This window comes from Caulobacter sp. GW821-FHT12D05 (genome assembly GCF_058807295.1).
Window position 1 is genome coordinate 118,854 of sequence record NZ_JBXAQO010000005.1, and the last position, 24,997, is coordinate 143,850.

At 68.2% G+C, this 24,997-nt stretch carries 15 protein-coding genes; 5 read left to right on the plus strand and 10 right to left on the minus strand.

Annotated features, from left to right (window positions below; all coding sequences use genetic code 11):
* Positions 1-81: 81 nt before the first annotated feature.
* The 3 genes from AC1RRR_RS23890 to AC1RRR_RS23900 all read right to left on the minus strand — a co-directional run bounded on the left by AC1RRR_RS23890 (position 82) and on the right by AC1RRR_RS23900 (position 11,587).
* Entirely contained in the window at positions 82-7,491 is a 7,410-nt protein-coding gene (locus tag AC1RRR_RS23890; protein WP_492816810.1) for a beta strand repeat-containing protein, read from the minus strand.
* Positions 7,492-7,880: 389 nt separating this feature from the next.
* A complete protein-coding gene (locus AC1RRR_RS23895) occupies positions 7,881-10,178 on the minus strand; it encodes a glycoside hydrolase family 3 N-terminal domain-containing protein (protein WP_492816812.1) in 2,298 nt (765 codons plus the stop codon).
* A gap of 71 nt (positions 10,179-10,249) precedes the next feature.
* A complete protein-coding gene (locus AC1RRR_RS23900; RefSeq protein ID WP_492816814.1) occupies positions 10,250-11,587 on the minus strand; it encodes a dicarboxylate/amino acid:cation symporter in 1,338 nt (445 codons plus the stop codon).
* A gap of 201 nt (positions 11,588-11,788) precedes the next feature.
* Here AC1RRR_RS23900 and AC1RRR_RS23905 point away from each other — a divergent pair, with 201 nt between their 5' ends.
* The gene (locus AC1RRR_RS23905) at positions 11,789-12,916 is read left to right on the plus strand and encodes an acyltransferase family protein (RefSeq protein WP_492816816.1); all 1,128 of its coding nucleotides are present in this window, start codon (positions 11,789-11,791) and stop codon (positions 12,914-12,916) included.
* Here AC1RRR_RS23905 and AC1RRR_RS23910 read toward each other — a convergent pair.
* Together AC1RRR_RS23910 and AC1RRR_RS23915 are read right to left on the minus strand one after the other, a co-directional pair.
* On the minus strand, positions 12,913-14,052 hold the full coding sequence (locus AC1RRR_RS23910) for an HlyD family secretion protein (RefSeq protein ID WP_492816818.1): 1,140 nt from the start codon (positions 14,050-14,052) through the stop codon (positions 12,913-12,915). The two genes, AC1RRR_RS23905 and AC1RRR_RS23910, sit on opposite strands and share 4 nt — an antisense overlap.
* A complete protein-coding gene (locus AC1RRR_RS23915; protein WP_492816820.1) occupies positions 14,049-14,642 on the minus strand; it encodes a TetR/AcrR family transcriptional regulator in 594 nt (197 codons plus the stop codon). Before AC1RRR_RS23915 ends, AC1RRR_RS23910 begins: the two co-directional genes overlap by 4 nt.
* Before the next feature lie 63 nt (positions 14,643-14,705).
* On the opposite strand from AC1RRR_RS23915, the gene AC1RRR_RS23920 reads away from it, so the two are divergent.
* Positions 14,706-16,286, plus strand: coding sequence for a DHA2 family efflux MFS transporter permease subunit (locus tag AC1RRR_RS23920; protein ID WP_492816822.1), 1,581 nt, complete (start codon positions 14,706-14,708; stop codon positions 16,284-16,286).
* A gap of 71 nt (positions 16,287-16,357) precedes the next feature.
* Here the strand turns inward: AC1RRR_RS23920 and AC1RRR_RS23925 are convergent, their stop codons facing one another.
* Positions 16,358-17,713 carry a sugar MFS transporter gene (locus AC1RRR_RS23925; RefSeq protein WP_492816824.1) on the minus strand — a complete coding sequence of 452 codons (1,356 nt, stop codon included), beginning with the start codon at positions 17,711-17,713 and terminating at the stop codon, positions 16,358-16,360.
* Between the two features lie 211 nt (positions 17,714-17,924).
* On the opposite strand from AC1RRR_RS23925, the gene AC1RRR_RS23930 reads away from it, so the two are divergent.
* On the plus strand, positions 17,925-18,092 hold the full coding sequence (locus AC1RRR_RS23930; RefSeq protein WP_492816826.1) for a hypothetical protein: 168 nt from the start codon (positions 17,925-17,927) through the stop codon (positions 18,090-18,092).
* Here the strand turns inward: AC1RRR_RS23930 and AC1RRR_RS23935 are convergent.
* The 4 genes from AC1RRR_RS23935 to AC1RRR_RS23950 form a co-directional block, all read right to left on the minus strand.
* The gene (locus AC1RRR_RS23935) at positions 18,062-19,963 is read right to left on the minus strand and encodes a hypothetical protein (protein WP_492816829.1); all 1,902 of its coding nucleotides are present in this window, start codon (positions 19,961-19,963) and stop codon (positions 18,062-18,064) included. The two genes, AC1RRR_RS23930 and AC1RRR_RS23935, sit on opposite strands and share 31 nt — an antisense overlap.
* Positions 19,960-20,388, minus strand: a complete 429-nt coding sequence (locus AC1RRR_RS23940; RefSeq protein ID WP_492816831.1) for a GtrA family protein — start codon at positions 20,386-20,388, stop codon at positions 19,960-19,962. Before AC1RRR_RS23940 ends, AC1RRR_RS23935 begins: the two co-directional genes overlap by 4 nt.
* Before the next feature lie 2 nt (positions 20,389-20,390).
* Positions 20,391-21,893, minus strand: coding sequence for an NAD(P)/FAD-dependent oxidoreductase (locus AC1RRR_RS23945; protein ID WP_492816833.1), 1,503 nt, complete (start codon positions 21,891-21,893; stop codon positions 20,391-20,393).
* A gap of 109 nt (positions 21,894-22,002) precedes the next feature.
* Positions 22,003-22,746 (minus strand): hypothetical protein, encoded by a 744-nt coding sequence (locus AC1RRR_RS23950; protein ID WP_492816835.1) that lies wholly within the window; start codon positions 22,744-22,746, stop codon positions 22,003-22,005.
* Between the two features lie 149 nt (positions 22,747-22,895).
* On the opposite strand from AC1RRR_RS23950, the gene AC1RRR_RS23955 reads away from it, so the two are divergent.
* On the plus strand, positions 22,896-24,422 hold the full coding sequence (locus tag AC1RRR_RS23955; RefSeq protein WP_492816837.1) for a winged helix-turn-helix domain-containing protein: 1,527 nt from the start codon (positions 22,896-22,898) through the stop codon (positions 24,420-24,422).
* A 72-nt stretch (positions 24,423-24,494) separates the two neighbouring features.
* Entirely contained in the window at positions 24,495-24,986 is a 492-nt protein-coding gene (locus AC1RRR_RS23960) for a hypothetical protein (RefSeq protein WP_492816839.1), read from the plus strand.
* Positions 24,987-24,997 lie beyond the last annotated feature (11 nt).

A 24,997-nucleotide genomic window follows, 5' to 3' on the forward strand; every position in this document is an offset into this window, starting at 1 on the left:
CATGGCATGGGGCTGGGGGCTCGACCAATGGCCGAGAGACGATCCGCCGCCCGCGCCCAAGGGCGCAGGCGGCGGCCGTTATCAGGTCGCGTTCAGGTACGAGACGATCTGGGCGTCGCTCAGGCTCTGCACCTGGCTTTGCGTCAGAGAGTTCGCCTGGGTCGGCGTCATCGCTTCGATGTTCGTCGTCGACAGGAAGTCCAGCTGGGTCGAGGTCAGACCCGGTATTTGGCTCGTTTCCAGCTGGCCGATCTGGGTGGTGCTCAGCGACGCGATCACGTCGGTCGACAGCTGGGCCAGTTGGGTGGTGGCCAGCGAGGCCAGCTGCGTGCCGGCCAGGTCGGCCACGTCCGTCGCCGTCAGGCCCTTCAGCTGCGAGGCCGTCAGAGCCTTGACCTGGGACGTGGTCAGCGACGCGCTCTGGGTGGCGTCGAGAGCCGAGAGGTTGGCCGACGAGATCGACTGCAGCTGCTGGGTGGTCAGCGCGCCGATCTGGGTGCCGACGAACTGGCCCACGTCGGTGGTGTTCATCGCACTGAGCTGGGTCGTGGTGATGGCCTTGACCTGCGTCTCGTTCAGAGCGGCCACCTGGGTGTCGCTCAGGCTCGAGAACGTTGTCGCGGTCATCGCCGCGACCTGGGTCGTGGCCAGGGCGCCGATCTGGGTCACCGACAGCTCGCCCGCCTGGGTCGCGTTGAGCAGAACCACCTGAGCGGTGTTCAGCGCGCCGATCTGGGCCGTGGTCAGTTCGCCGATATCGGTCGCCGACAGACCCTTCACCTGGTCGCCCGTGAGCGCCTTGATGTGGGTGGTGGCCAGCGAGCCCATCTGGGTCGCGTCCATCGCCGACAGGTTGGTCACGGACAGGGCGACCAGCTGGCTGGTGGCCAGGGACTGGATCATCCCGGTCGTCAGCTCGCTGATGTCGGTCGTCGTCAGGTTCTTCATCTGATCGACGGTGATGCCCTTGATCTGCGTGGCGTTCAGCCCCGCCATCTGGGTGGCGTCCATGGCCGAGAAGGCCGAGGTCGTCAGCGCGCCGATCTGAGCCGCCGACAGCGCCTGGATCTGGGTGTCCGCCAGCTCGCCGATGTCGGTGGTCGTCAGGCCCTTCATGTGGGCGGTCGTCAGGCCCTTCAGCTGCGTCGCGGTCAAGACCGCCACTTGCGTGCTGTTCAGGCTCGAGAAGCCGCCCGAGGTCATGCCGGCCAGCTGGGTCGAGGTCAGCGCCTGGACCTGGGTGTCGGCCATGGCCCCGATGCTGGTAGCATTCAGACCGGCCATCTGGCTGGTCGTCAGGCCCTTGACCTGATCGGTGCTCAGGGCGCCGATCTGGGTGTCGCTCAGCAGGTTGATGTTCGTCGACGAGATCGCCGAGATCTGGCTGGAGGTCAGACCGCTGATCTGGGTCGTCGACAGCTCTTGCAGCTGGGTCGAGGCCAGGGCCCCGACCTGCAGGTTCGAGAGCGCGCCGATCTGGGTCGACGACAGCTCATCGATGTCGGTGACCGACAGACCCTTCAGCTGCGAGGCCGAGAGCGCCTGGATCTGGGTATTGGCCAGGACCGCGACCTGGGTGTCGGCCAGGGCCGAGACGCTGGCCGCCGACAGGTTCTTGATCTGGTCGACGGTCAGGGCCGCGATCTGGGTCGTCGTGAACTCGCCCACATCCGTCGCGTTCAGGGCCGCGATCTGGCTGGTGGCGATGCTCTTGATCTGAGTGACCGTGAGCGCCGCGACCTGCGTGGCGTCCAGCGCCGAGAAGCTGCCCGTGGTCATGGCCGACAGCTGCGTGCCGGTCAGCGCCTTGACCTGGGTGTCGGCCAGCTCGGCGATGTCGGTCGTCGTCAGGTTCTTAACCTGCAGGGTGGTGAGACCCTTGATCTGCGACTCGTTGAGCGCCGCCATCTGCGTGCCGTCCAGGGCCGAGAAGGCCGTGGTCGTCAGCGCCGACAGTTGGGTGGCGCTCAGCGCGGCGATCTGGGTGTTGGCCAGTTCGGCGACATCCGCGGCGCGCAGCGCGCCGGCCTGCTGGGTCGTCAGACCCTTCAGCTGGTTGGCGGTCAGCGACCCCATCTGGGTGGCGTCCAGAGCCTGGAGGGCCGAGGTCGTCAGACCCGCGATCTGGGTCGAGCCCAGGGAGCCGATCTGGGTCGTCGACAGCTGCGCGGCCTGGGTCGTGGCCAGGGCGGTAACCTGAGCCGTGCTCAGGGCCGCGATCTGGGTGTCGACCAGCTCGCCGATGTCGGTGGTGTTCAGACCTTGGATCTGCGCGTTCGACAGACCCTTGATCTGGGTGACCGTCAGCGAAGCCATCTGGGTCGCATCGAGCGCCGACAGGTTGCTGGTCGTCAGCGCGGCCAGCTGGCTGGAGCTCAGGGCCTGGATCTGCGTGGTCGCCAGCTCACCGATGTCGGTGGTGGTCATGTTCTTCAGCTGGTCGACCGTGATGCCCTTGACCTGGGTGGCGGTCAGCGAGCCGAACTGGGTGGCGTCCAGGGCCTGGAAGGCCGTGGTCGTCAGGGCGGCGATCTGAGAGGTCGACAGCGCCTGGAGCTGAGTGGTCGCCAGATCGCCGACGTCCGTCGTCGTCATGTTCTTCAGCTGGGTCGCCGTGATGCCCTTGACCTGGTCGGCCGAGAGCGCGGCGACCTGGGTCCCGTTCAGGGCCGAGAAGCTGGTCGTCGTCAGGGCGCCAATCTGCGCGGTCGACAGCGCCTGCACCTGGGTGTCCGCCAGGGCGGCGACGTTGGTGCTGGTCAGAGCGGCCGCCTGCTGGGCGGTCAGGCCCTTGAGCTGAGCCGTCGTCAGCGCGCCGATCTGGGTGTCGTTCAGCAGCTGGACGTTGGTGGTCGAAATCGCACCCAGCTGGGTGGACGTCAGGCCGCCGATCTGGGTCGTCGACAGTTCCTGCACCTGGGTACCGGCCAGCGAACCGATCTGCAGGGCCGACAGCGCGCCGACTTGAGCCGAGCTCAGTTCGTCGATGTCGGTGACCGACAGACCCTTCAGCTGGGTCGCCGAGAGCGCCTGGATCTGGGTGTTGGCCAGGGCCGCGACCTGGGTGTCGGCCAGGGCCGAGACGCTGGCCGCCGACAGGCTCTTGATCTGGTCGGCGCTCAGGGCGGCGACCTGGGTCGTCGCCAGCTCACCGATGTCGGTGGCCGACAGGTTCTTGAGCTGCGTGGCCGTGACCGCCTTCATCTGGGTCACGCTCAGCGACGCGACCTGGGTGGCGTCCAGGGCCGAGAAGGCCGTGTCGGTCAGGGCCGCGATCTGCGAGGTGGTCAGCTGCGAGACCTGGGTCGTCGTCAGCTCGCCGATGTCGGTCGTGGTCAGCGCCTTGAGCTGGCTGGCCGTGATCCCCTTGATCTGGGTCTCGTTCAGCGTCGCCATCTGGGTGGCGCTCAGCGCCGAGAAGCTGCCGGTCGACAGGGCGGCCAGCTGCGTCGCCGCCAGGGCGGCCACCTGGGTGTCGGCCAGTTCGCCGACGTCCGTCGCGCTCAGCGCGGCCAGCTGGCTGGTCGTCAGACCCTTCATCTGGGTCGTCGCCAGCGCGCCCACCTGGGTGGCGTCCCAGGCCGCGAACTTGGTCGCGCCCAGTGCGCCGATCAGCGTGGTGCTGAGGCCCTGGATCTGGGTCGTGGTCAGGTCATTGACGTTCAGCGCGGCGATCTGGACGGCCGACAGCGCGCCGACCTGGGTATCGGCCAGTTCGCTGATGTCGGTGGTCGACAGGCCGCTCAGCTGGCTGGTCGTCAGGCCCTTCATCTGGGTGACCGTCAGGGCCGCGGACTGGGTCGCGTCCAGCGCCGACAGGTTCGTGGGGGTCAGGCTCTTGACCTGGTCGACGCTCAGGGCGCCGATCTGGGTCGTGGTCAGTTCGGCGACGTCGGTCGTGCTCAGGTTCTTTACCTGATCCAGCGTCACGCCCTTCAACTGGGCGGTCGTCAGCGCGCTGAACTGGGTGGCGTCCAGAGCCGAGAAGCTGGTCGTCGTCAGCGCGGCGATCTGCGAGGTGGTCAGCTGGCCGACCTGCGTCGTCGTCAGCTCACCCATGTCGGTGGCGTTCAGCGCCTTGATCTGGCTGGCCGTGATCGCCTTGACCTGGGTCTCGTTCAGGGCCGCCACCTGGGTGGCGTTCAGGGACGAGAAGGCGCCGGTCGACAGAGCGGCCAGCTGCGTCGCCGCCAGGGCGCCGACCTGGGTGTCGGCCAGAGCGCTGACATTGGTGGTCGTCAGGGCGGCCGCCTGCTGCGCGGTCAGGCCCTTGAGCTGCCCCGCCGTCAGCGCGCCCAGCTGGGTCGAGTCCATCAGCGTCAGGTTGGTCGAGGTGATCGCGCCAAGCTGCGTCGAGGTCAGGCCGCCGATCTGGGTGGTCGACAGTTCCTGCACCTGGGTCGAGGCCAGGCCGGTGATCTGGGCGGCCGTCAGCGCGCCGATCTGGGCCGACGACAGCTCGTCGATATCGGTGGTCGTCAGGCTCTTCAGCTGGGTGGCGTTCAGCGCCTGCAGCTGGGTGTTGACCAGCGCCGACACCTGGGTGGAGTCCATCGCCGAGATGTTGGCGGCCGACAGGCTCTTGATCTGGTCGACGGTCAGCGAACCGATCTGGGTCGAGGTGAACTCGCCGATGTCGGTGGTCGACAGGTTCTTCAGCTGGGTGGCCGTCAAGGCCTTGATCTGCGTCGTTTCCAGCGCCGCGACCTGCGTCGCGTTCAGCGCCGAGAAGCCGGTGTCGGTCAGTTGCGACACCTGACCGGTCGTCAGCGCCTTCACCTGCGTATCGGCGAGCTCGCCGATGTCCGTCGCCGACATGGCGCGCAGCTGGCTGGTCGTGAGACTCTTCATTTGAGTCTCGCTCAGCGCCGCCACCTGGGTGCCGTCCAGGGCCGTGAAGGCCGTGGTGGTCAGCGCCGCCAGTTGGGTCGTGACCAGGGCCGCGACCTGGGTCGTGGCCAGTTCGGCGACGTCGGCCGCGTTCAGACCCTTAACCTGGTCGACGGTCAGGCCCTTGATCTGAGCCGCGGTCAGGGCGCCGACCTGGGTGGCGTCCATCGCGGAGAAGTTGCTGGCCGAGAACGCGCCCACCTGGCTCGCGCTCAGCGCGCCGATCTGGGTGACCGACAGGCTCTTCACCGCGGTCTGATTCAGCGCCGCCAGCTGGGCGTTCGACATCGCCTGGACTTGGGTGTCGGCCAGTTCGCCGATATCCGTCCCGCTCAGCGCACCGAGCTGGGCAGTCGTCAGACCCTTGATCTGGGTGCTCGTCAGGACCGCGACCTGGGTGTCGGCCAGGGCCGAGATGTTGCTCGTGGAGAGCGTCTTGATCTGGTCGGCGGTCAGGGCGCCGATCTGGGTCGTCGTCAGCTCACCGATGTCGGTGGTCGACAGGCCCTGCAGCTGGCTGGTCGTCAGACCCTTGATCTGAGACGTCGTCAGGGCCGCCATCTGGGTGGCGTCCATCGCCGACAGGCTGCCGGTCGTCATCGCGCTGAGCTGCGCCGTCGACAGCGACGAGATCTGGGTCGTCGACAGCTCACCGACGTCGGTGGCGTTCAGGCCCTTGATCTGGCTGGCGGTCAGGCCCTTCAGCTGGTCGGTCGTGATGGCCGCCATCTGGGTGCCGTTCAGCGCCGAGAAGCTGGTCGAGGTGATCGCGCCCAGCTGGGCGGCGGACAGCGCGCCGACCTGGGTGTCGGCCAGATTGCCGACATTGGTGGTCGTCAGGGCGCCCAGCTGCTGGGTCGTCATGCCCTTCAGCTGCAGCGCGCTCAGCGAACCCATCTGGGTGGAGTCCATCACGACGAGGTTGCTCGTCGTGATCGCGCCCACCTGGGCCGAGGTCAGGCCGCCGATCTGGGTCGCCGACAGCGCATTGACCTGCGTCGAGGCCAGGACCGCGATCTGCGAGGTCGTCATGGCGCCCACCTGGGCCGCCGACAGCTCGCCGATATCCGTGGCGTTCAGCGCCTTGACCTGATTGACCGTCAGGGCCGCCATCTGGGTGGTGGCCAGCTGGGCGACCTGAGTGGAGCTCAGGGCCGAGACGTTGCCGGTCGTCAGGTTCTTGATCTGGTCGACGGTCAGGGCGGCGACCTGGGTGTCGGCCAGCTCGCCGATGTCGGTCGCGCTCAGCGCCGCCACCTGCTGGGTGGTCAGGCCCTTGATCTGGGTCGTGGCCAGCGCGGCGACCTGCGTCTCGTTCAGCGCCGAGATATTACCGGTCGTGATGCTGGTCAGCTGGGTGGTGTTCAGCGCGGCGACCTGGGTGGCCGTCAGCTCACCGATGTCGGTGGTCGTCAGCGCCTTCAGCTGGCTGACGGTGATGCCCTTGACCTGGTCGGTCGACAGGGCGGCCACCTGGGTGAGGTCCAGGCCCGAGAAGGCGCTGGTGGTGAGCGCGCCCAGTTGGGCGGCGCTCAGCGCGCCCACCTGGGTGTTGGCCAGCTCGCTGACATTGGTCGCGTCGAGCGCGGCGAGCTGTTGGGTGGTCACCGCCTTGATCTGGGTCTCGGTCAGCGAACCGACCTGGGTGACGTCCAGCGCCTTGAAGGCCGAGGTCGACAGGGCCGCGACCTGGGTCGTGGCCAGGGCCGCGACCTGGGTCGTCGCCAGGGCGGAGGCCTGGGTCGTCGCCAGCAGCGCGACCTGCGCGGTGGTCAGCGAGCCGATCTGGCCCGTGGTGAACTCACCGATGTCGGTGGCGTTCAGCGCCTTGACCTGGTCGGCGGTGACGGCCTTGATCTGGTTGGCCGACAGGCCAGCCACCTGGGTGGCGTCCAGGGCCGAGAAGCTGGCGGGCTTCAGCGAGGCGATCTGCTGGGTCGTCAGGGCGCCGACCTGGGCGGCCGAGAGCTCGCCGACGTCGGTGGCGTTCAGCCCGTTGATCTGGCTGGTCGTCAGCGATGCGATCTGGTTGGTGCTGAGGACCGAGATCTGGGTCCCGTCCATCGCCGAGATGTTGGTGGCCGTCAGCGCGGTCAGGCGGTCGGTCGACAGATAGCTGATCTGGGTGCCCGACATCTCGCCGATGTCGGTGGTCGAGAGCGCCTTCACCTGCGCGACGGTCAGGCCCTTGACCTGGCTCTCATTGAGCTGGCCGACCTGGGTGCCGTCCAGCCCCGAGAAGTTGGTGGTCGACAAAGCGCCGATCTGGGTCGAGCTGAGGACCGCGATGTGCGAGGTGTCCAGCGCCGCCAGCTGGGTCGAGGTGAGCGCGGAAACCTGGTTGGTCGAAAGCTGGGTGAGCTGGGTGACGTCGAAGGTCACCGAAGTGGCGAACTTCGGGATCTGCGTCGTGGTGAGCGCCTTGACCTGGGTCGCGCTGAGCGCGGCGACCTGGGTGTCGGCGAGCGCGCCGATGCCCGTCGCGCTGATCGCGGCGATCTGGGATCCGTTGAGGGACTGAATGTCCGTGGTCGACAGACCTTGGATGGCCGTGACCGACAGAGCGGTAATCTGCCCAACCGAGAGACTCGAGATCGCCATACATTCATCCTTGCTGATGAACGCGCCCCAGCGCGCGCTCGAAGCAATTTGAAGACGCCCCCCACAACGCAAGCGCCTCAATCAAGCCACACTACGGCCCGACGGGCGTAACCTTATTTCCTTTCCAAGTCCTTTCAACGAGACATGCGGCCGCAGACGACGTTTGTGCGTTCGCACACCTCTAGACGCGGAAACTTCGGACGCATGAAGTCCGAAAAATCCTTACAAGACAAGGGCGATCAGCAAAGCTCGCGAAAACCACGCCTATGCCTGCCCCCACAAGATTCTCCTAACGGGCGACTAATGCAGTGGGGTTTTGGAGGCTTTTTGAGCCCGAAACGGCTCCTCGCGGCCGTTTACGGTTGAGCACGCGATTCGCGAGACACCCTCTACCCAACCGGGAGAAGCTCGAAACTGGCGACCAATCCGTCGACCGAGGAGCTGGAAATCCAGACGTCGAATACTCCGGGTTCGGCGATCCAGTACTCGTTGTCGCCGACGAACATCAGGTGCTGTCGCTTCAGCTCGAACCGCACCTCCCGCTCAGCGCCCGGCGCCAGGGAGACCCGCTGGAAGCCCTTCAGCTCGCGCACCGGCCGGGTGCGGCTGGCGACACGGTCCCGGATGTACAGCTGGACGACGTGGTCGCCGTGCAGGTTGCCGCTGTTCTTGACCTTGGCGGTCACGTGCAGCGTGTCGTTCCAGGCCAGGCGCGGCGTCGACAACTTCATGTCGGTGACGTCGAAGCGCGTGTAGCTGAGGCCAAAGCCGAACGGATACAGCGCGTCGTTGCGGATCGAGCGCCAGCGCGCCTTGTATTCCTGGCCGTTCGGGTCGGAAGGCGCCGGGCGGCCGGTGGTGCGGCCGTTGTAGAAGAACGGCTCCTGGCCGCTGTCGATCGGGAAGCTGACCGGCAGCTTGCCCGAGGGGTTCACGGCGCCGAACACCACGTCGGCGACGGCGTTGCCCATCTCGCTGCCCAGGAACCAGGTGGCCAGGATCGCCGGCGCGTCGCGGACCACGCCCTCCAGCTGGATGGCGCGGCCATGGCGCAGCAGAACGATCACCGGCTTGCCCGTGGCGGCGATGGCTTCCGCCAGGCGCATCTGGACGGGCGGGATGCGGATGTCGGTGCGCGACTTGGCCTCGCCCGTCATGTCCTGGCTCTCGCCGATCGCCAGCAGCACGATGTCGGCGGCCTGGGCGGCGGCCACGGCGCGCTCGAAGCCGCCGGCGATGGTCGTCTCGACCTCGCAGCCGCGCTCGACGATCAGGCTGTTCGGGTCGGCCAGCTGGGCGCGCAGGCCGGTGGCCAGGTCGACGTTCAGGCGGCGATCGGCGAAGAAGCCGCCCCAGGCGCCCAGCACGTTGTCGCGGTCGTCCGCGAACGGACCGATCAGCGCCAGGCGCTTGCCGGCCTTAGGCAGCGGCAGCAGCGCCCGGTCGTTCTTCAGGAGCACGATCGACCGCGCGCCGGACTCCCGGCTCAGCGCGCGCATGGCCGGCGTGGCGGTGTGCTGGGCTTCCGCCTGCGGATCCAGCGAGCGATAGGGATTGTCGAAGAGGCCGATCGCCTCCTTCAGGGCCAGCACCCGGCGCACCGAGGCGTCGACCACCGCCATCGGCACCGCGCCCGAGGCGACCAGCTCCGGCAGGTAGCGCATGTAGAGGCCGCTCTGCATGCTCATGTCGACCCCGGCCAGGATGGCCAGACGGGCGGCGTCGCGGTCGTCGGCGGCGAAGCCGTGGGCCACCAGCTCCTGGTCGGCCGTGTAGTCCGAGATCACGACACCCTTGAAGCCCCACTCCCCGCGCAGGATGTCGGTCAGCAGCATCTTGTTGGCCGTCGCCGGGATGCCGTTGACGTCGTTGAAGGCCGACATGGTCGTCAGGGCGCCGGCCGCGAAGGCGGCCTGGAACGGCGGCAGGTGCACCTCGCGCAGGGTGGCGTCCGACAGCTCGACCGAGTTGTACTCCAGGCCCGCCGTCACCGCGCCATAGGCGGCGAAGTGCTTGGGCGTAGCCAGCATGCTGTCGTCGGCCTTCAGGTCCTTGCCCTGGAAGCCGCGCACCCGGGCGGCGGCCAGCACCTCGCCCAGGAACACGTCCTCGCCCGAGCCCTCGGCCACCCGGCCCCAGCGCTGGTCGCGGGCCACGTCGACCATCGGCGCGAAGGTCCAGTGCAGGCCGGCGGCCGTGGCCTCCAGCGCCGTGGCGCGGGCCGTGCGCTCGGCCAGGTGCGGGTCGAAGCTGGCGGCCTCGGCCAGCGGGATCGGGAACACGGTGCGGAAACCGTGGATCACGTCGGCGGCAAACAGCAGCGGGATCTTCAGGCGCGAGCCCTCGATCGCGGCCTTCTGGGTGTCGCGGGCCGCCTGGGCGCCGACGCCGTTGAACAGCGCGCCGATCCGGCCCGCCTTGACCTCGGCGGTCAGGGTCTGGGCGTTGCGGATATTGACCAACGGGTTCATGTCGCCGATCGGCGGGCGGATCATGTCGGCGAAGACCGACAGCTGGCCGGCCTTCTCCTCGATCGTCATCTGGGCCAGCAGACGCTCGACGCGGTCAGAGGCGCGGGCGAAGGCCTTGGGGGCGGTGACGGCCAGGCCCGCCAGGGCGGCCGCGCCGGACAGGAAGGCGCGTCGGTTCGGCCCGGCAGGGCCGCCGTTCGTCGTCTTCAAGATCATGGAATCCCCCGGGGACGCTTCAACAGGCCGGCAAAATTGCCGCTAACGTCGCCCGGCGCAACCGCGCTCGCCTATTCGGCGGGGTGCAATTCAGCTTCGGCCGGGACGCGAGCGGCGTTGTAGGTTTCCAGGTCCAGGATCCCTTCCCGCTTGGCCACGATGGTCGGGACCAGGGCCTGGCCGGCGACGTTCACGGCGGTGCGGCCCATGTCCAGGATCGGGTCGATGGCCAAGAGCAGGCCGACGCCTTCCAGCGGCAGGCCCAGGGTCGACAGGGTCAGGGTCAGCATCACCGTCGCGCCGGTCAGGCCCGCCGTGGCGGCCGAGCCGATCACCGAGACGAAGACGATCAGGAAGTAGTCCGACCAGGCCAGGTGCACGCCGAAGAACTGGGCCACGAAGATAGCCGAGATCGCCGGATAAATGGCCGCGCAGCCATCCATCTTGGTGGTCGCGCCGAACGGCACGGCGAAGGCGGCATAGGCGCGCGGCACGCCCAGGCTGGTCTCGGTCACGGCCTCGGTCACCGGCAGGGTGCCGACCGACGAACGCGAGACGAAGCCCAGCTGGATCGCCGGCCAGGCGCCCTGGAAGAACTTCACGGGGTTCAGGCCATTCAGCGCCAGGATGGTCGGGTAGACGACCAGCAGCACCAAGGCCAGGCCGATATAGATCGCGCCGGTGAAGGCCCCCAGTTGGCCCAGCGTGGTCCAGCCGTATTGCGCGACGGCGTTGCCGAACAGGCCGATGGTGCCGATCGGCGTCAGGCGGATCACCCACCACAGCACCTTGCGCACGATCGCGAGCGCAGAGGCGTTGAACTTCAGGAAGGCCTCGCCCGCCTCGCCGACCTTCAGGGCCGCGACGCCGGTGACCAGCGAGATGACCACGATCTGCAGGACGTTGAACGACAGGCCCGTCGTCGCCGCGCCGTCGGTGATCTTGGTCGAGGCGGCCAGACCCAGGATGTTGCCGGGGACCAGGCCGGTCAGGAAGTCCAGCCACGAGCCGTGGGTCTTGGGCGCCTTGGCGGCGGCGGCCTCGACCGTGGTGTGCAAGCCGGGCTGCAGGATCAGGCCCAGGGCGATGCCGATCAGCACCGCGATCAGGGCGGTGACGGCGAACCAGAACAGGGTGCGCCACACCAGGCGGGCGGCGTTCTGCAGCTGGGCGATGTTGGCGATCGAGGCGACGATAGCCGTGAACACCAGCGGCGGCACCAGCACACGCAGCAGCTGGACGAAGATCGCGCCGACCTGATGCAGCGTCTCGGCCAGGGCGTAGCCCGCCTGCCCTTCCGCCGGTCCCAGGTTGCGCGCCAGCAGGCCCAGCCCCAGGCCGATGGCCATGGCGGCCAGAACCTGGAACCCGAACCCGCTGATGAAGCGGCTGCTCTTGGCTGCGGCCATGGTCGATCCTCGACGAAACTAACTCGGCCATAAATGTCGTGCGCCACGGTGGGAATTACGAGCGCGGTTTTTCGGAAGGCCCTGAGAGGAAAACTGATCTGCCTAAAGACGCGGCAGCAACTTCTCGTGATGCTCGTCCCGCCCCCTCGACAGGACTCAGCCGGAGATCGCAACTGCGGGCGCGACAGACGGGGGCGAAACATGCGGGTGGCGGACTATGCGAGCGCGGCGACGGTCGAGGCGCCCGCGATCAAGTCCACACGCGCCGTCGGGCCGGACCTGCTGCGCGCTCTCGCCGTCCTCATGGTCATGCTGTGGCACCTGCCCCGCCCCGCGCGCGTCGGCGTGCTGCCGGATGTGTGGCCCTGGGGTTGGCTGGGCGTCGACGTGTTCTTCGTACTGTCGGGCTACCTGATTGGCGGCCAGCTGATGGCGCGGATCGCCAAGGGCCAGGGCGTCGATTTCGCCGACTTCTACCTGCGTCGCGCCTTCCGGATCCTGCCGGCGTTCCTCGTGATCCTGGCGCTGTACCTGCTGGTCCCGACCATGCGTGAGGGCAAGGACATGCTGCCCGCCTGGCGGTTCCTGACCTTCAGCATGAACTGGAACCTCGACGGCAAGGCGACCGGCACCTTCAGCTCAGCGTGGTCGCTGTGCGTGGAGGAGTACTTCTACCTGTTGGCGCCGCTGGTGCTGCTGGCGCTACGCGGCCGGGCCCGGTGGATCGCCCTGGCCGTGGCCGGCGTGATCCTGGTCGGCGGCATGGCGCTGCGGGCCGGGCTGTACCCGTCCGTGGCCGGCGCGCCATGGAACGTCTCCATGGCCAAGCTCTACTATCCGACCTGGGTGCGGCTGGACGGGCTGCTGCTGGGTGTGCTGTTGGCGGCAGGGCGCGCCTTCCGTCCTCAGGCCATGGCCCGCTGGCTGCCGGCCTGGGCGGCGCTGCTCGGAGGCCTTGCGGTCCTGACCGGCGCGCTGCTCGTCATCAAGGATCAAGGCCCCGCGTTGGACTTCGTGGGCTCGACTTTCGGCTATCCGCTGTTCTCGCTGGCCTGCGCCCTGCTGCTGTCGGCCTCGCTGGACGCCGAGCCGTGGCTAGCGAAGATCCCCCTGCCCGGCGTCGCGGGCTTGGCGACGCTGTCCTACAGCCTCTACCTCGTTCACAAGCCGGTCTACACTCTAGACAAGGCCTGGCTAGGTTCTGAGGCGCTGGCAGGCTGGCCAGCCTTCGCGCTCTACGCCTGCACGGCGCTGACGGCCGCCCTGGCCCTGCACTACGCGATCGAGCGACCGTTCCTGAAGCTGCGGGACCGCGTCCTGCGGCGCTAGCCCTTCAGCCGCACCTTCACCGTCGTCGACAGGCCCGGCCGTAGGCGCGCCACCTCGGCCTGGCCCGGATCGATGCGGATGCGCACCGGCACGCGCTGGACGATCTTGGTGAAGTTGCCCGTGCCTGGCTCGAACGGCAGCAGCGAGAATTGCGAGCCCGAGCCCGGCGCGAAGCTGTCGACATGGCCCTTCAGCGTCTTGCCGCCCAAGGCGTCGACCTTGATCGTCGCTTCCTGGCCCGGCAGCATGCGGTCGACCTGGGTCTCCTTGAAGTTGGCGACGACGTACAGCGCCCGCGTCGGCACGATGGTCATCAGCCGGGTGCCGGGCTGGACGTAGTCGCCGGGCTCGGCCTGACGGTCGCCGACCACGCCGTCGATCGGCGAGACGATCACCGTATGGGTCTGGTCCTGACGCGCCAGGATCAGGGCGGCCTGGGCGCGGGCCACGGCGGCCTCGGCCTGGGCCAGGTTGGCCGACAGGGTGGCGCGCTTGGCGGCCGTGACGGCGGCCTGGTCCTGGCTGACCGAGAGCTGGGCGCGGCTACGATCGGCGACCGACTGGGCCCCGACGGCGGCGGCGCGGAAGCGCTCGACGTCGCGCCGGGCCACCGCGCCGCTGTCGGCGAGGTCCTCGTAGCGCTTGCGGTCGGCCTGGGCGCGGACGTTCTCGGCGTCGGCGGCGGCGATCGCGGTCTGGGCGGCGCGGATGTTGGAGCCGGCCAGGCGCTGCTCGGCGTCCAGGGAGATCAAGGCGGCGCGGGCGCTGGCGGCGACGGCTTCGGCATTGGCGATGTCGGCCTGGGCCGAGACCACGCGGGCGTCGAACTCCTCGGGATCGATGCGGACCAAGGGCTCGCCGCGCTTGACCGTCTGGTTGTGGGCGACCAGTACCTGAGACACCAGCCCCCGCACCCGCGGCGCGACGCTGGAGCTGTCGGCCTGCAGATAGGCCGCGTCGGTCGAGACCGAGCCCTTGGGCATGGCGATCAGCGCCGCGCCGCCGGCGGCCACGACGATCGCGCCGCCCACGGCCAGCACGGTCTTGCGCGAGAATGGCGCCTTCTTGGCCTTGGCGGCGGGAGTCTCGACGAGACCTTCCTTGCCAAACCCTTCCTTGAATGTGGCGTCGGTCATTGGGCGGCCTCCAGGCCGAGGCGGCGCTTCAGGTGCGTCCGCGAGCGTTCGAGAATGGCGTCGGAGTGATCGGCGTCGGGCTCGGCGCGCGCCAGGGTCAGCGCGCCGACAAGCTCGGCCAGGGTCGAGCTGGCCTCGTCCTCGGCATGGTCGCGGCCCAGGGCGGCCAGGTGCGTGGCGATGATCCCGGTCAGATGCGCCACGCCCTTGGCGTAGCGTTCACGGGAAGCTTCCGACAGGCGCGGCGCGTCCACTGCGAGATACGGCAGCGGACAGCCGCCGGACCGCGAATCCCGGTGACGAGCCGACAGGTAGAAGTCGATATAGCCGGTCAGGGCCTCGCGCGGGGGCGCGCCCTTGACCTTCTCCAGCATCACCGTTGGCCCGCCCTCGAACATGTGGGCGATGGCGTCGGCGACGAAGGCCTCCTTGGACGGAAAGTGGGCGTAGAAGCCGCCGTGCGTCAGGCCCGCGCGGGCCATGACCCCGGCCACGCCCAGGCGGTGCGGCCCCTCTTCGCGGATGGCCTTGGCGGCCTCGTCCAGCACCTTCTGGCGGGTGCGCGCCTTGTGTTCGGTGTCGTAGCGCATCTTGCGGCCTCGGTTACATGACGCATATAATATTATGACCATCATATTTTCAAGGGGTGCCCCATGGCGAGCCGACCACCGATCGACCCAGGCGCCCTGCCCGACCGGACCAAGTTCCTGATCTTCGGCGTGATGGCGTTCGGCCAGTTCATGGCGCTGATCGACATCCAGATCGTCGCCGCCTCGCTGAACGACGTGCAGGCGGGGCTATCGGCTGGCCCCGACGAGATCAGCTGGGTGCAGACCGGCTACCTGATGGCCGAGCTGGTGATGATCCCGTTCGCGGCGTTCCTGGCCCAGGCGCTGTCCACGCGCTGGCTGTTTGCTTTGTCGGCCGGCCTGTTCACGATCTCATCGGCCCTGTGCGGCATGGCCTGGGACATCGACTCGATGATCCTGTTCCGCATCCTGCAGGGCTTCACCGGCGGGGCGATGGTGCCGACGGTCTTCGCCACCGGTTTCGCGATGTTCTCCGGACCGCAGCGGGCGATGATCCCGGCGATCCTGGGCATGGTCTCGGTGCTGGCCCCGACGCTGGGCCCGACGGTCGGCGGCTGGCTCACCGACGCCATCGGCTGGCGCTCGATCTTCTACATCAACATCGTGCCGGGCGCGCTCGTCACCCTGCTGGCGATCAACGTTATCAAGGTCGACCGCCCGAACCTCTCGATGCTCAAGAAGATCGACTATTCGCACCTGGCGGCGATGGCGATCTTCCTGGGCGGGCTGGAGTATGTGCTGGAAGAAGGCCCCCGAAAGCAGTGGTTCGAAGACACCGGCATCGCCATCGCCGCTTGGGTGACGGTCGTGGCCTTCGCCCTGTTCATCGAGCGTTCGTTCCGGTCCGGCGGCCCCGTCGTGAAGCTGTCGCCGTTCCGCAAGCCGACCTTCGCCTTCGCCTGCCTGTTCAACCTGGTGATCGGCTTCGGTCTGTATTCGTCGACCTATCTGATCCCCGTCTTCCTGGGCCGGGTGCGCGGCTATGACAGCCTGGAGATCGGCACGACCGTCTTCGTCACCGGCATCGCCCAGATCCTGTCGACCGTGATCGCCGCGCGGCTGTCGACCAAGGTCGATCCACGCATCACCGTCAGCATCGGCCTGACCCTGTTCGCCGCCGCCCTGTGGCTGACCTCGCACATGACGTCGGAGTGGGGCTTCATGGCCTTGCTGGCCCCGCAGGCCCTGCGCGGCTTCGCGATCATGCTGTGCATCGTGCCCAGCGTGACCCTGGCCCTGGGCGGGTTCGAGATGGCCGAGCTGCGCTACGCCTCGGGCCTGTTCAACCTGATGCGCAATCTGGGCGGCGCGATCGGCATCGCCGTCGTCAACACCTGGTTGGGCGACAATGCCCGCATCCATGTGGCCCGCTTCGGCGAGGCCCTGGGCCAGGCCGGCCGCTCGGGGACCGACGCCCTGTCGACCCTGGCCGCCCGCATCGCCGAACGCACGCCCGACGCCGCCCAGGCCGCGCTGATCCTGCAAGGCGAGTTGGCCAAGGTGGTCGGCCGCGAGGCCCTGACCCTGGCCTTCAACGACGTCTTCCGGGTGATGGCGGTGCTGTTCCTCGCGGCGCTGGTCATGGCCCCGTTCTGCAAGCCCCCGCCCCTGGCCGGCGCCAAGCCGCCGCCGGATGCGCACTGACAAAAAATCCCCCGGGAAGACGTGCTTCCCGGGGGTGCTTGCAGGTAGTTCTTTGAAGTCCTTCGAGAGGCTTAGTGGCCGCCGGCCACGCCTTCCTCGATCTCGTGGGTCGGGGCCTTCTTGGCCACGATCGCGAACCACAGGACGTAGAGGTAACAAACCAGCGGGGCGATGAAGCCCATCGAGATCGAGCCGGTCAGCTCCTCGATCTTGGCGAAGGCCAGCGGCAGGAAGGCGCCGCCGACGATGGCCATGCACAGCAGGCCCGAGGTCGCCGAGGTCGGCGCCGACGAGCGTTGCAGGGTCAGGGTGAAGATGGTCGGGAACATGATCGAGTTGAACAGGCCGATCAGCAGCGCCGCGAAGGCCGGGATCAGGCCGCTGGTCAGCGGGGCCGAAGCCAGCAGCAGGTTCACCGTGCCGGCATGGGCGGTCGGGGTCATGTCCTTGGTCACGATGACGACCAGGCACAGGGCGATGGCGCCCACGGCCACGGCGGTCAGCAGGGCGTAGTCCTTGATCTTCCGCAGCAGGGCCGAACCGGCGAAGCGGCCGATCATGGCGAAGACCATGTAGAAGGTGGTCAGCTTGCCGGCCTGCTCGGACGGAATGTCCAGGATGCGCGACTGCTCCAGGAACAGCAGCAGGTGCAGCGAGATCGCGACCTCAGCGCCGACGTACAGGAAGATGCCGATCGCGCCCAGGTTCGCCCACTTCGAGGTCAGGGCCGTGAACGGATTGACCAGGTGGCCGGTCTTGGGCGCGGCGTCGGTGATCTTCTGGCGGACCAGGAAGATCAGCAGGATGAACAGCGCCAGGCCCACGCCGATGGCGAGGTAGACGTTCGAGACGAAGCCCAGGGCCTGCTCGCGCATGGCCTGGGTGATCACCACGTCCTTGGTGAAGATCTCGCCCTTCAGCAGGAAGTTGGCGCCGAACCACAGGCCGCAGGCCGCGCCCAGCGAGTTGAACGCTTGCGACAGGTTCAGGCGGAACGACGACTCTTCAGGCTTGCCCATCGAGGCGATCAGCGGGTTGGCGGCCACCTGCAGCAGGGTCACGCCCGAGGCCATGACGAACAGGCCGACCAGGAAGACGCCGAAGGTGTGCAGCTTGGCCGCGGCGATGGCGATGAAGCAGCCGGCGACGATGCCGCCCAGGCCGACCATCACCGAGCGGGCGTAGCCCAGCTTGGACAGGAACGCCGCCGACGGCAGCGACATGATCCCGTAAGCGATGAAGAAGGCAAAGCCCGTCAGGCTGGCTTCGACGGGGCTCAGGGTGAAGACGGTCTTGAAGGTCTTCAGCAGCGGGTCGAGCAGGTTGGTGACCAGCGCCCAGATGAAGAACAGGCAGGTCACATAGACGACGGCCAGCTTGACGCCGTTGCCCTTGGTCGTGGATTTCGCGATCGCGGCGTCGGTCATCGGACGGCGCCCTCGAGGCTGTATTTTACCGCAATCACTCCACCACTCCCTAAGCGACGATGTTGTTGAGTCCGTCTTTTCGCGGACGCGCCATTCACCGGAAGCGTGACAACGTTGTCAACCATACTCGTGGTTTTTCCACGATTGTTAGCGGTACCATTGGAACCTGTTTGCCTCGTCCTCGCTGTTCTCAGCGGGATAGGAGCAAAACATGTCCGTCGTGGTGATCCTGTTTATGACCAGCCTGTTCGTGCTGGCGGCCATGGTCGGCCTGGCCGACGCGCTGGTGCACTTCGTGTGCTGGAGCTTCAGCCGCCTGACCGAGCCGAAGGACCACGCCGAGACGGCTCAGCCGCCCGCGCAGGGAATCACGGCGTAGCGGTCAGCGGTCCGCCAGGCGCTGCCCGAGGCGTCGGTAAGCTCCAGGACGTAGGGCGCTTTCGGCGCCCAGTCGCGCGCCTTCAGGGTCGGGTCCAGCTGCCCTTCATCGTTCCAAAGCGGACGGACGATCCAGGCCGGTGCGTCCGAGACCGCGCAAAAGGCGCGGACGTTTTCCGGCTTCGGCTGCGGCATCCGTTGCGCCGCGACGGTCTGGGTGCGCATCCAGTCGTGACCGACCAGACCCTCCGCCTGCAACCGCTTCGCGCGCGCCGCCAGCTCCATCGCCAGCGGGCGGGAGAACACCACGCCGGCGCTCTGCTCCTTGCTGGACCAGGTCGGTCGGCCCATCAGCTGCCACGGCTCGACATCGCCCGACACCCAGAGCACCGCGCCGGGCCTTGAAGCGGTCAGGGCGACCAGGGCGGCATCCCTGTCCTCATCGCGATGCCGGACATTGGCCGAGCGATCGTCCCACAGCGCCACGGCCAGCAGGCTGAGCGTGGCGACGGCCGCGATACGAACGGGGACCGCCGGCGCCGCCCAGTCCCGCGCCAACCACACGCCGACGACCAGGACAATGGCCAGACCCGGCAGATCGCTGCTCCAGACGTATCCCTGGCTGAACGGCCAGGCGACCGGCAGGCGCTCCAGGGCGTTGACCAGGGCTACGCTGCGCAGACCGCCATAAAACAGCGCCGACACGGCCAGCAGGCCGACGGCCGCCGCCGCGTACAGGCTGGGTCGGCTGTAGCGCATCTTGTCGCCGACCAGCACGAACAACAGGCCGACCAGCGCCAGGCTCGTCCCCAGGCCTCCGACCTCGCGGAACATCCAGGCCGAGCCCAGGAAGGCCAGGCCCAGCAGACCCGACGGCCCGCGCCGGGGCAGCTGCGCGCACAGCAGGGCCAGCGACACGGCCGCCAGCACCGCCATCGGCTCCAGCATCCGCCAGGCCTGGACCTGCAGGAACAGCAGCAGCGACAGGCGATCGCCCAGCAGCGCGGTGACGGCGACGCCGACCAGGCCGGCGATCAGAGCACCCAGCGCCAGGCGACGCGGCGCGCCGCTCAGCAGGAAAGCGCCGGCCGCCAGGGTGCAGGCCTGAACCGCCATGCGGCTCCAGGTCTCGATCGGCCATAGCGAGGGAAACAGGATCGGACTGCGCGCCGCGACCACCGCCCGCCAGTCGGGATCCATGACGGTGACGATACGCTCGGCGACGGGCAGGTGCAGCAGGCCCGCGACCGTGACGGCGGCGATGCCCGCCAGCCCCGCCCACAGCCAGCGGCGATCCTCGAAACACAGCGCCAGGCCGATGGCCGCCGCCGCGCACAGGCCCATGATCGGATGGAACAGCATGCCCAGCACGCAGAGGCCCAAGCCCATGAACCGACGGCCGGACAGATAGCTCGCCATGCCCAGAAAGCCCGCCGCCTCGGCCAGGGCGCGCGGCGTGGCGTAGGGTTCGCCGAAACCGATGACGTCCAGCGGGCCATACAGCGCCGGCAAGGCGACGGCGAACAGCAAGGCGGCCCAGCGCAGGCCCGGCGAACGGTCCGCCAGCAGCTTTCCAACCAGCAAGGCCAGAGCCGCGAACCACGCCGCCAGGGTGACGATGACAATGGCCATCGCCCCGCCCGACAGGCCCAGCGCCGCGACCAGCTTGGCCAGCAGCGGCGTGTACAGGCTGAACCCGAACTGCCCATCGTGGACGAACATCAGGTCCTTGCCGACCCCGGCGGGATCCAGCTTGGCCAGGGCGTCGGCGACATACAGGCGACCGTCATGGCGCACGCCCTGGTACGGGCGGCTTAGCAGGAAGACGCCGAACGCGGCCAGCAGGCTTAAGGCTTTGTCGCGCCGGCTCACGGCTGGACGGGGTCGACGCGCGGGGCCTTGAACAGCAGCGCCCGGCGGACGGTGAAGTTGAAGAGGAAGACGATCCCCGCGGTCGGGATCTTGGCCAGGCCCGGGGTCATGCGCAGCACCTCGACCCACAGCGCCATCAGGCCCTGGGTCAGGATCAGGCCGGCCAGGCCCACGCCGATGAAGCCGACGAACTCGCGGCGCCGATCGGCGACCGGACGGTGGCGGAACACCACCGAGATCGACAGCAGATAGGTGACGGCGATGCCGCTGGTGAAGCCCGTCCCCGAGGCGACCAGATAGTTCACGCCTAGCGCCGTCAGTCCGAGCAGCACGCCATAGTCCAGGCCCAGCGCCAGGGCGCTGGCCAGGCCGTACAGCGCCAGCTCACGCAGCCCCTCGGGCACGAGCCTCCAGAGCCGCGTCATGATCAGGCGGCGACCTTCTTCGGGACCATCCGTTCGCTGCGCAGCGCCTCGCGAGCGCCGGAGACGCCGGCCTCGCTATATTCGGCGTCCTCGTTGACCTCCCACACGTCGTGCAGGGTCTCGCCGGCGATGATGTTCTCGGCGGTCAGGACGCCGGTCATCATGGCGTGGTCCTGGTTGTTGTACTTGTGCATGCCGTTGCGGCCGACCAGGTGCAGGCCCGGGAAGTGCATCTTCAGGTCCAGGCGGATCATCTTGATGTGCTCGGCATAGGCGTCGTCATAGACCGGATAGGCCTTGTGCTGGCGCACCACGCAGGCGTCGTAGACGTCGGCCGGATCCATCAGGCCGATCTTGGCGATCTCGCGCTTGGCCTGGGCGACCAGGTCCTCGTCCGAGGTGGTCCAGAGGCCGTCGCCCTCGAAGCAGAAATATTCCAGGCCCAGGCACGTCGAGACGCCGTCCGGGATCATCTCCGGCGACCACGAGCGGAAGTTCTGCACGCGGCCGACCTTCACCGACGGGTCGTGGATATAGATCCAGTTGTCGGGCAGCTCCTTCTGCGGCTTGCCGATCAGCACCACGGTCAGGAAGTCGCGGTACATCAGCTCGCCGGCGTGGAAGACGCTGATCGGGGTGGGCGAAACCGCCTGCATCAGCTCGCGGATCGGAGCCGAGGAGACGACCTCGTTCGCCGTGTAGATCTCTTTCTTGCCGTCCGCGCTGGTCACCGAGACGGTCCAGATCTTGGCCAGCTTGTCGTAGTGCAGGCCATCGACCTTGCGGCCCATGCGGACCACGCCGCCCAGGGCGGTGATCTTTTCGGCGCAGGCTTCCCACATCATGCCGGGGCCCTTGCGCGGGTAGCGGAAGCTCTCGATCAGGGTCTTGGGCGAACCCTCGACGCCTGCCTTGGCCTTAACGCCCAGCGAGCGCTTGACGCCGTCGATGATGGCGGCGGCCAGATCCAGGCCCTTGATGCGCTGGCTGGCCCAGTCGGCCGAGATCTCGTCGCAGCTCATGCCCCACACCTTCTCGGTGTAGGTCTTAAAGAAGATCGAGAACAGCTTCTCGCCGAACTGGTTGCGGACCCATTCGTGGAAGGTGGTCGGCTTGGCGATCGGGTTCAGCTTGGCCCAGCCGAACGAGGCCATGCACTTGGTCGCCGTCCAGACGCCCAGATTGGCCAGGGCCTCGAAGGCCTTCAGCGGATAGGCGTAGAACTTCTCGCGGTAATAGATGCGCGACAGGCGCGGGCGGTCGATGAAGTCGTCGGGCAGGATCTCGTTCCACAGGTCGACGATCTCCTTGCTCTTCGAGAAGAAGCGGTGACCGCCGATGTCGAACTTGAAGCCCTTGTAGTCGACCGTGCGGCTGATGCCGCCGACATAGGTCGGATCCATCTCCAGCACGGTCACGCCGCGGCCGGCCTTGGCCAGGGTGTAGGCGGTCGTCAGGCCGGCCGGTCCGGCGCCGATCACCAAGGTTTCCACGTGCTGGGCCATCCGCCCCTCCGATCCCATTTCAGTACAGAATGGGGCGGGATGGTTAAGGCCAGGTCCTCACGCGTGGTGAATCCAGGTTAATCGTGAATCCGAGACGATCGGTCGCGGCTCAGGTTGCAAGCGCCGCCGCCCACTTGGCGAAGGCCAACCACAGCGGGTTTTGCCAGACGAACAGGATGCCCACCGTCGCCCCCAGAACGACCACCCCGCCCGCCAACGTCGAGCGATGCACTCGGCGGTCGGTAACCACGTCCCAGACCACAAGCGCGACCGTGTAGATGTTCGGCAGAAAGAACGCCCCGATCAGGAACGGGATGAACGGCATCCGGGCGAAGGCGGCGCCGATCATGGCGGCCATGCCCAGGATCATCAGCCGCTTGTGCGCCGCCGGACTGCGGCGCAGGGCCAGGGCCGTCAGGAACAGGCCCGAGCAGCCGACCATGGAGAGCAGCGGCAGCGCCATCATCATGAACGGATCGAACGGCATCCCCGCCAGGCGCTTGGAGAGGTTCAGCCCGGTCAGCGTTCCGACCACGATCATGGCCAGCACGGTAGGCAGGCCGACCAGGCCCAGCTTCATGTGCAGGTCCCTTCGCCCCGCCGCCACGAAGCCGACCTGGACCATGAAGAGGACGATCCAGGCGCTGAACAGCATGGCGTGGACATGCACCAGGGCGGACGGCGGCAAGACCATCGGCTGCGGCGGCAACAGGGCGCGGAAGTAGTAGGTGCGGCCAAAGCCGATCAGCACGGCCAGCAGCATGCTGGCGGCCAGAGCGGCGAAGAAGACCCGCTCGCCGGAAAGCTTCCGGGCGGAAGCCCTGCCCGAGGAAATGGGGATGTCGATAGGCATGTCGGCTGGTCTCCTGGCCGCTTGGCGTCAGCGGCCGGGATCGCAGCGAGGTCGCCTGATGGACAGGACGGCGAACCGATGATTGCCTGATGAAACGCCGACCAAGACGCGGTAAGGCGAAGCTCGACGATGTGCTCGGGGAACGCGCGTTGGGAGACGACCAAAAACCGATCGATCTGGCGCGCGCGGCCGACTTCGCGATCGGCGGCGTTTCGGTGCGCCCGTCTCTGCGCCAGGTCATCGAGGCCGATGGCCGCGAGACGGTGCTGGAGCCGCGCGTCATGCAGGTGCTGGTCGCCCTGGCCGACGCGAACGGCGCCATCGTCAGCCGCGACGACCTCACCCTCCGCTGCTGGTCGGGCCGTATCGTCGGCGAAGACGCCATCAACCGGGTGATCTCGCGCCTGCGCCGCCTGGCCGACGAGACCGGCGCCTTCCGCATCGAGACCATCACCAAAGTCGGCTACCGGCTGCTGGTCGAGGGCCAGGCTGAAACCGCGGCGCAGGCCCCTGCCCGCCTCGACCGTCGCCTGCTGATCGCCAGCGGCGCGGCGGGCGTCGTCGCGATCGGCGCGGGCGCGCTGCTGGGCCGCCGCTGGCTCAAGCCCGCCAAGCCCGACGTCATGCCGCTGATCGTCCAGGCCACCACCGCCCTGGAGCAGGGCACGGCCGAGAGCAACGACCAGGCGATCGGCCTGCTCAAGCGCGCTGTCGAGCTCAGCCCCAACGACGAGATCGCCTGGGGCGTTCTGGCCTTCTGCTACGCCGCCGCCGTCCAGCGCCGCTCACCCCAGATGCAGGCCGACCTGATCGCCAGGGCCCGCGAGGCGGCGCGCCGCGCCGACGCGCTCCATCCCGGCGATCCGAACGCGCGGGCGGCGATCATCCTGCTGGAGCCGGGCCTGCGCCACTGGGCCGTGTCCGAGCGCGCCCTGCGCGACCTGATCAAGGACCACCCCGAGAACCTGCCCGCCCGCATGATGCTGGCCGAGGTGCTGGGATCGGTCGGTCGCTGGCGCGAATGCGCGGCCCTGTACGACACGGTCGACACCGCCAACAACCCGACGCCCGGCCGCGTGCAGCGCCAGGTCCAGGCCCTGTGGTCGGCGGGACGGCTGCAGGAGGCCGACCGGGCGATCGCGCGCGCCGTGTCGATGTACCCCACCCACTTCGCGGTGTGGTTCACCCACTTCCACCTGCTGCTCTACACAGGCCGCGCCAGAGAAGCCCTGGCCAAGGTCGATAACCTGGAAGGCCGCCCCGAGACCGTCGAAGAGAGCAACTTCCAGCTCATCCGTCAGGTCGCCAAGGGCATGGTCACCCGCGTCCCGGCCGACATCGACGCCGCCGTCGAGCGCATCCAGGCCTCGGCCCGCGAAGGCGCCGGCCATGCCGAGAATGCGATTCAGTTCGCCTCCGCCTTAGGACGAACCGACGTGGCCTTCGAGATCAGCCAGGCCTACTTCTTCGGGCGTGGCTTCGTGGTGCCGGATATCCGGTTCGAGATGCGCCAGAAGGCCTTCACGCCGCTGGCCGACCGCCGGACCAACTTCCTGTTCTTCCCGTCCGCGGCGGGGATGCGCGGCGATCCGCGCTTTGCCCAGCTAACTGAGGCCCTGGGCCTGGCCGCCTATTGGCGCGAGATGAAGACCCGGCCCGACTACCAAGTCGTCTAGTCGACAAGTCTGCATCCTTCCGGCGGTGAGCCGCGTTGTGAAGCCCGAGGGACCTTCACTGGCGAGGATCACATGCCACGTCTTATCGTTATCGGCCTGGCCGTCGGCGCCATGGCTCTTCCCGCCATGATGGCGCCGACCGACGCGAACGCCGCGTCGTGCCGCAGCCGCAAGGCCACCGGCACCGTGATCGGCGGCCTGGGCGGCGCCCTGGTCGGCAACGCCATCTCCAAGGGCGGCGCCGGTCTGCTGATCGGCGGCGTCGGCGGCGCCCTGGTCGGCCGCGAGATCGGCAAGAGCGGCTGCCATCGCACCCGCACGGCCTACTACAACTCCGGCTCCAGTTCGCGCGGCTATGCGCCGTCGCCCCAGGCCCAACCCGTCCGTCAGGTCTATTACGACCACATGGGCAATCCGGTCGCCAGCGGCACGGTCCAGAACGGGACCTTCCAGCAGGTGTCCAGCACCGCGCCCTCCGGCGGCTCGTGCCGCGACGCGACGATCTCCTACTACGACGACCGCGGCCGTCTCAGCTCGCGCGCCGTCCAGATCTGCCCCCGCTGACGCTCACACGC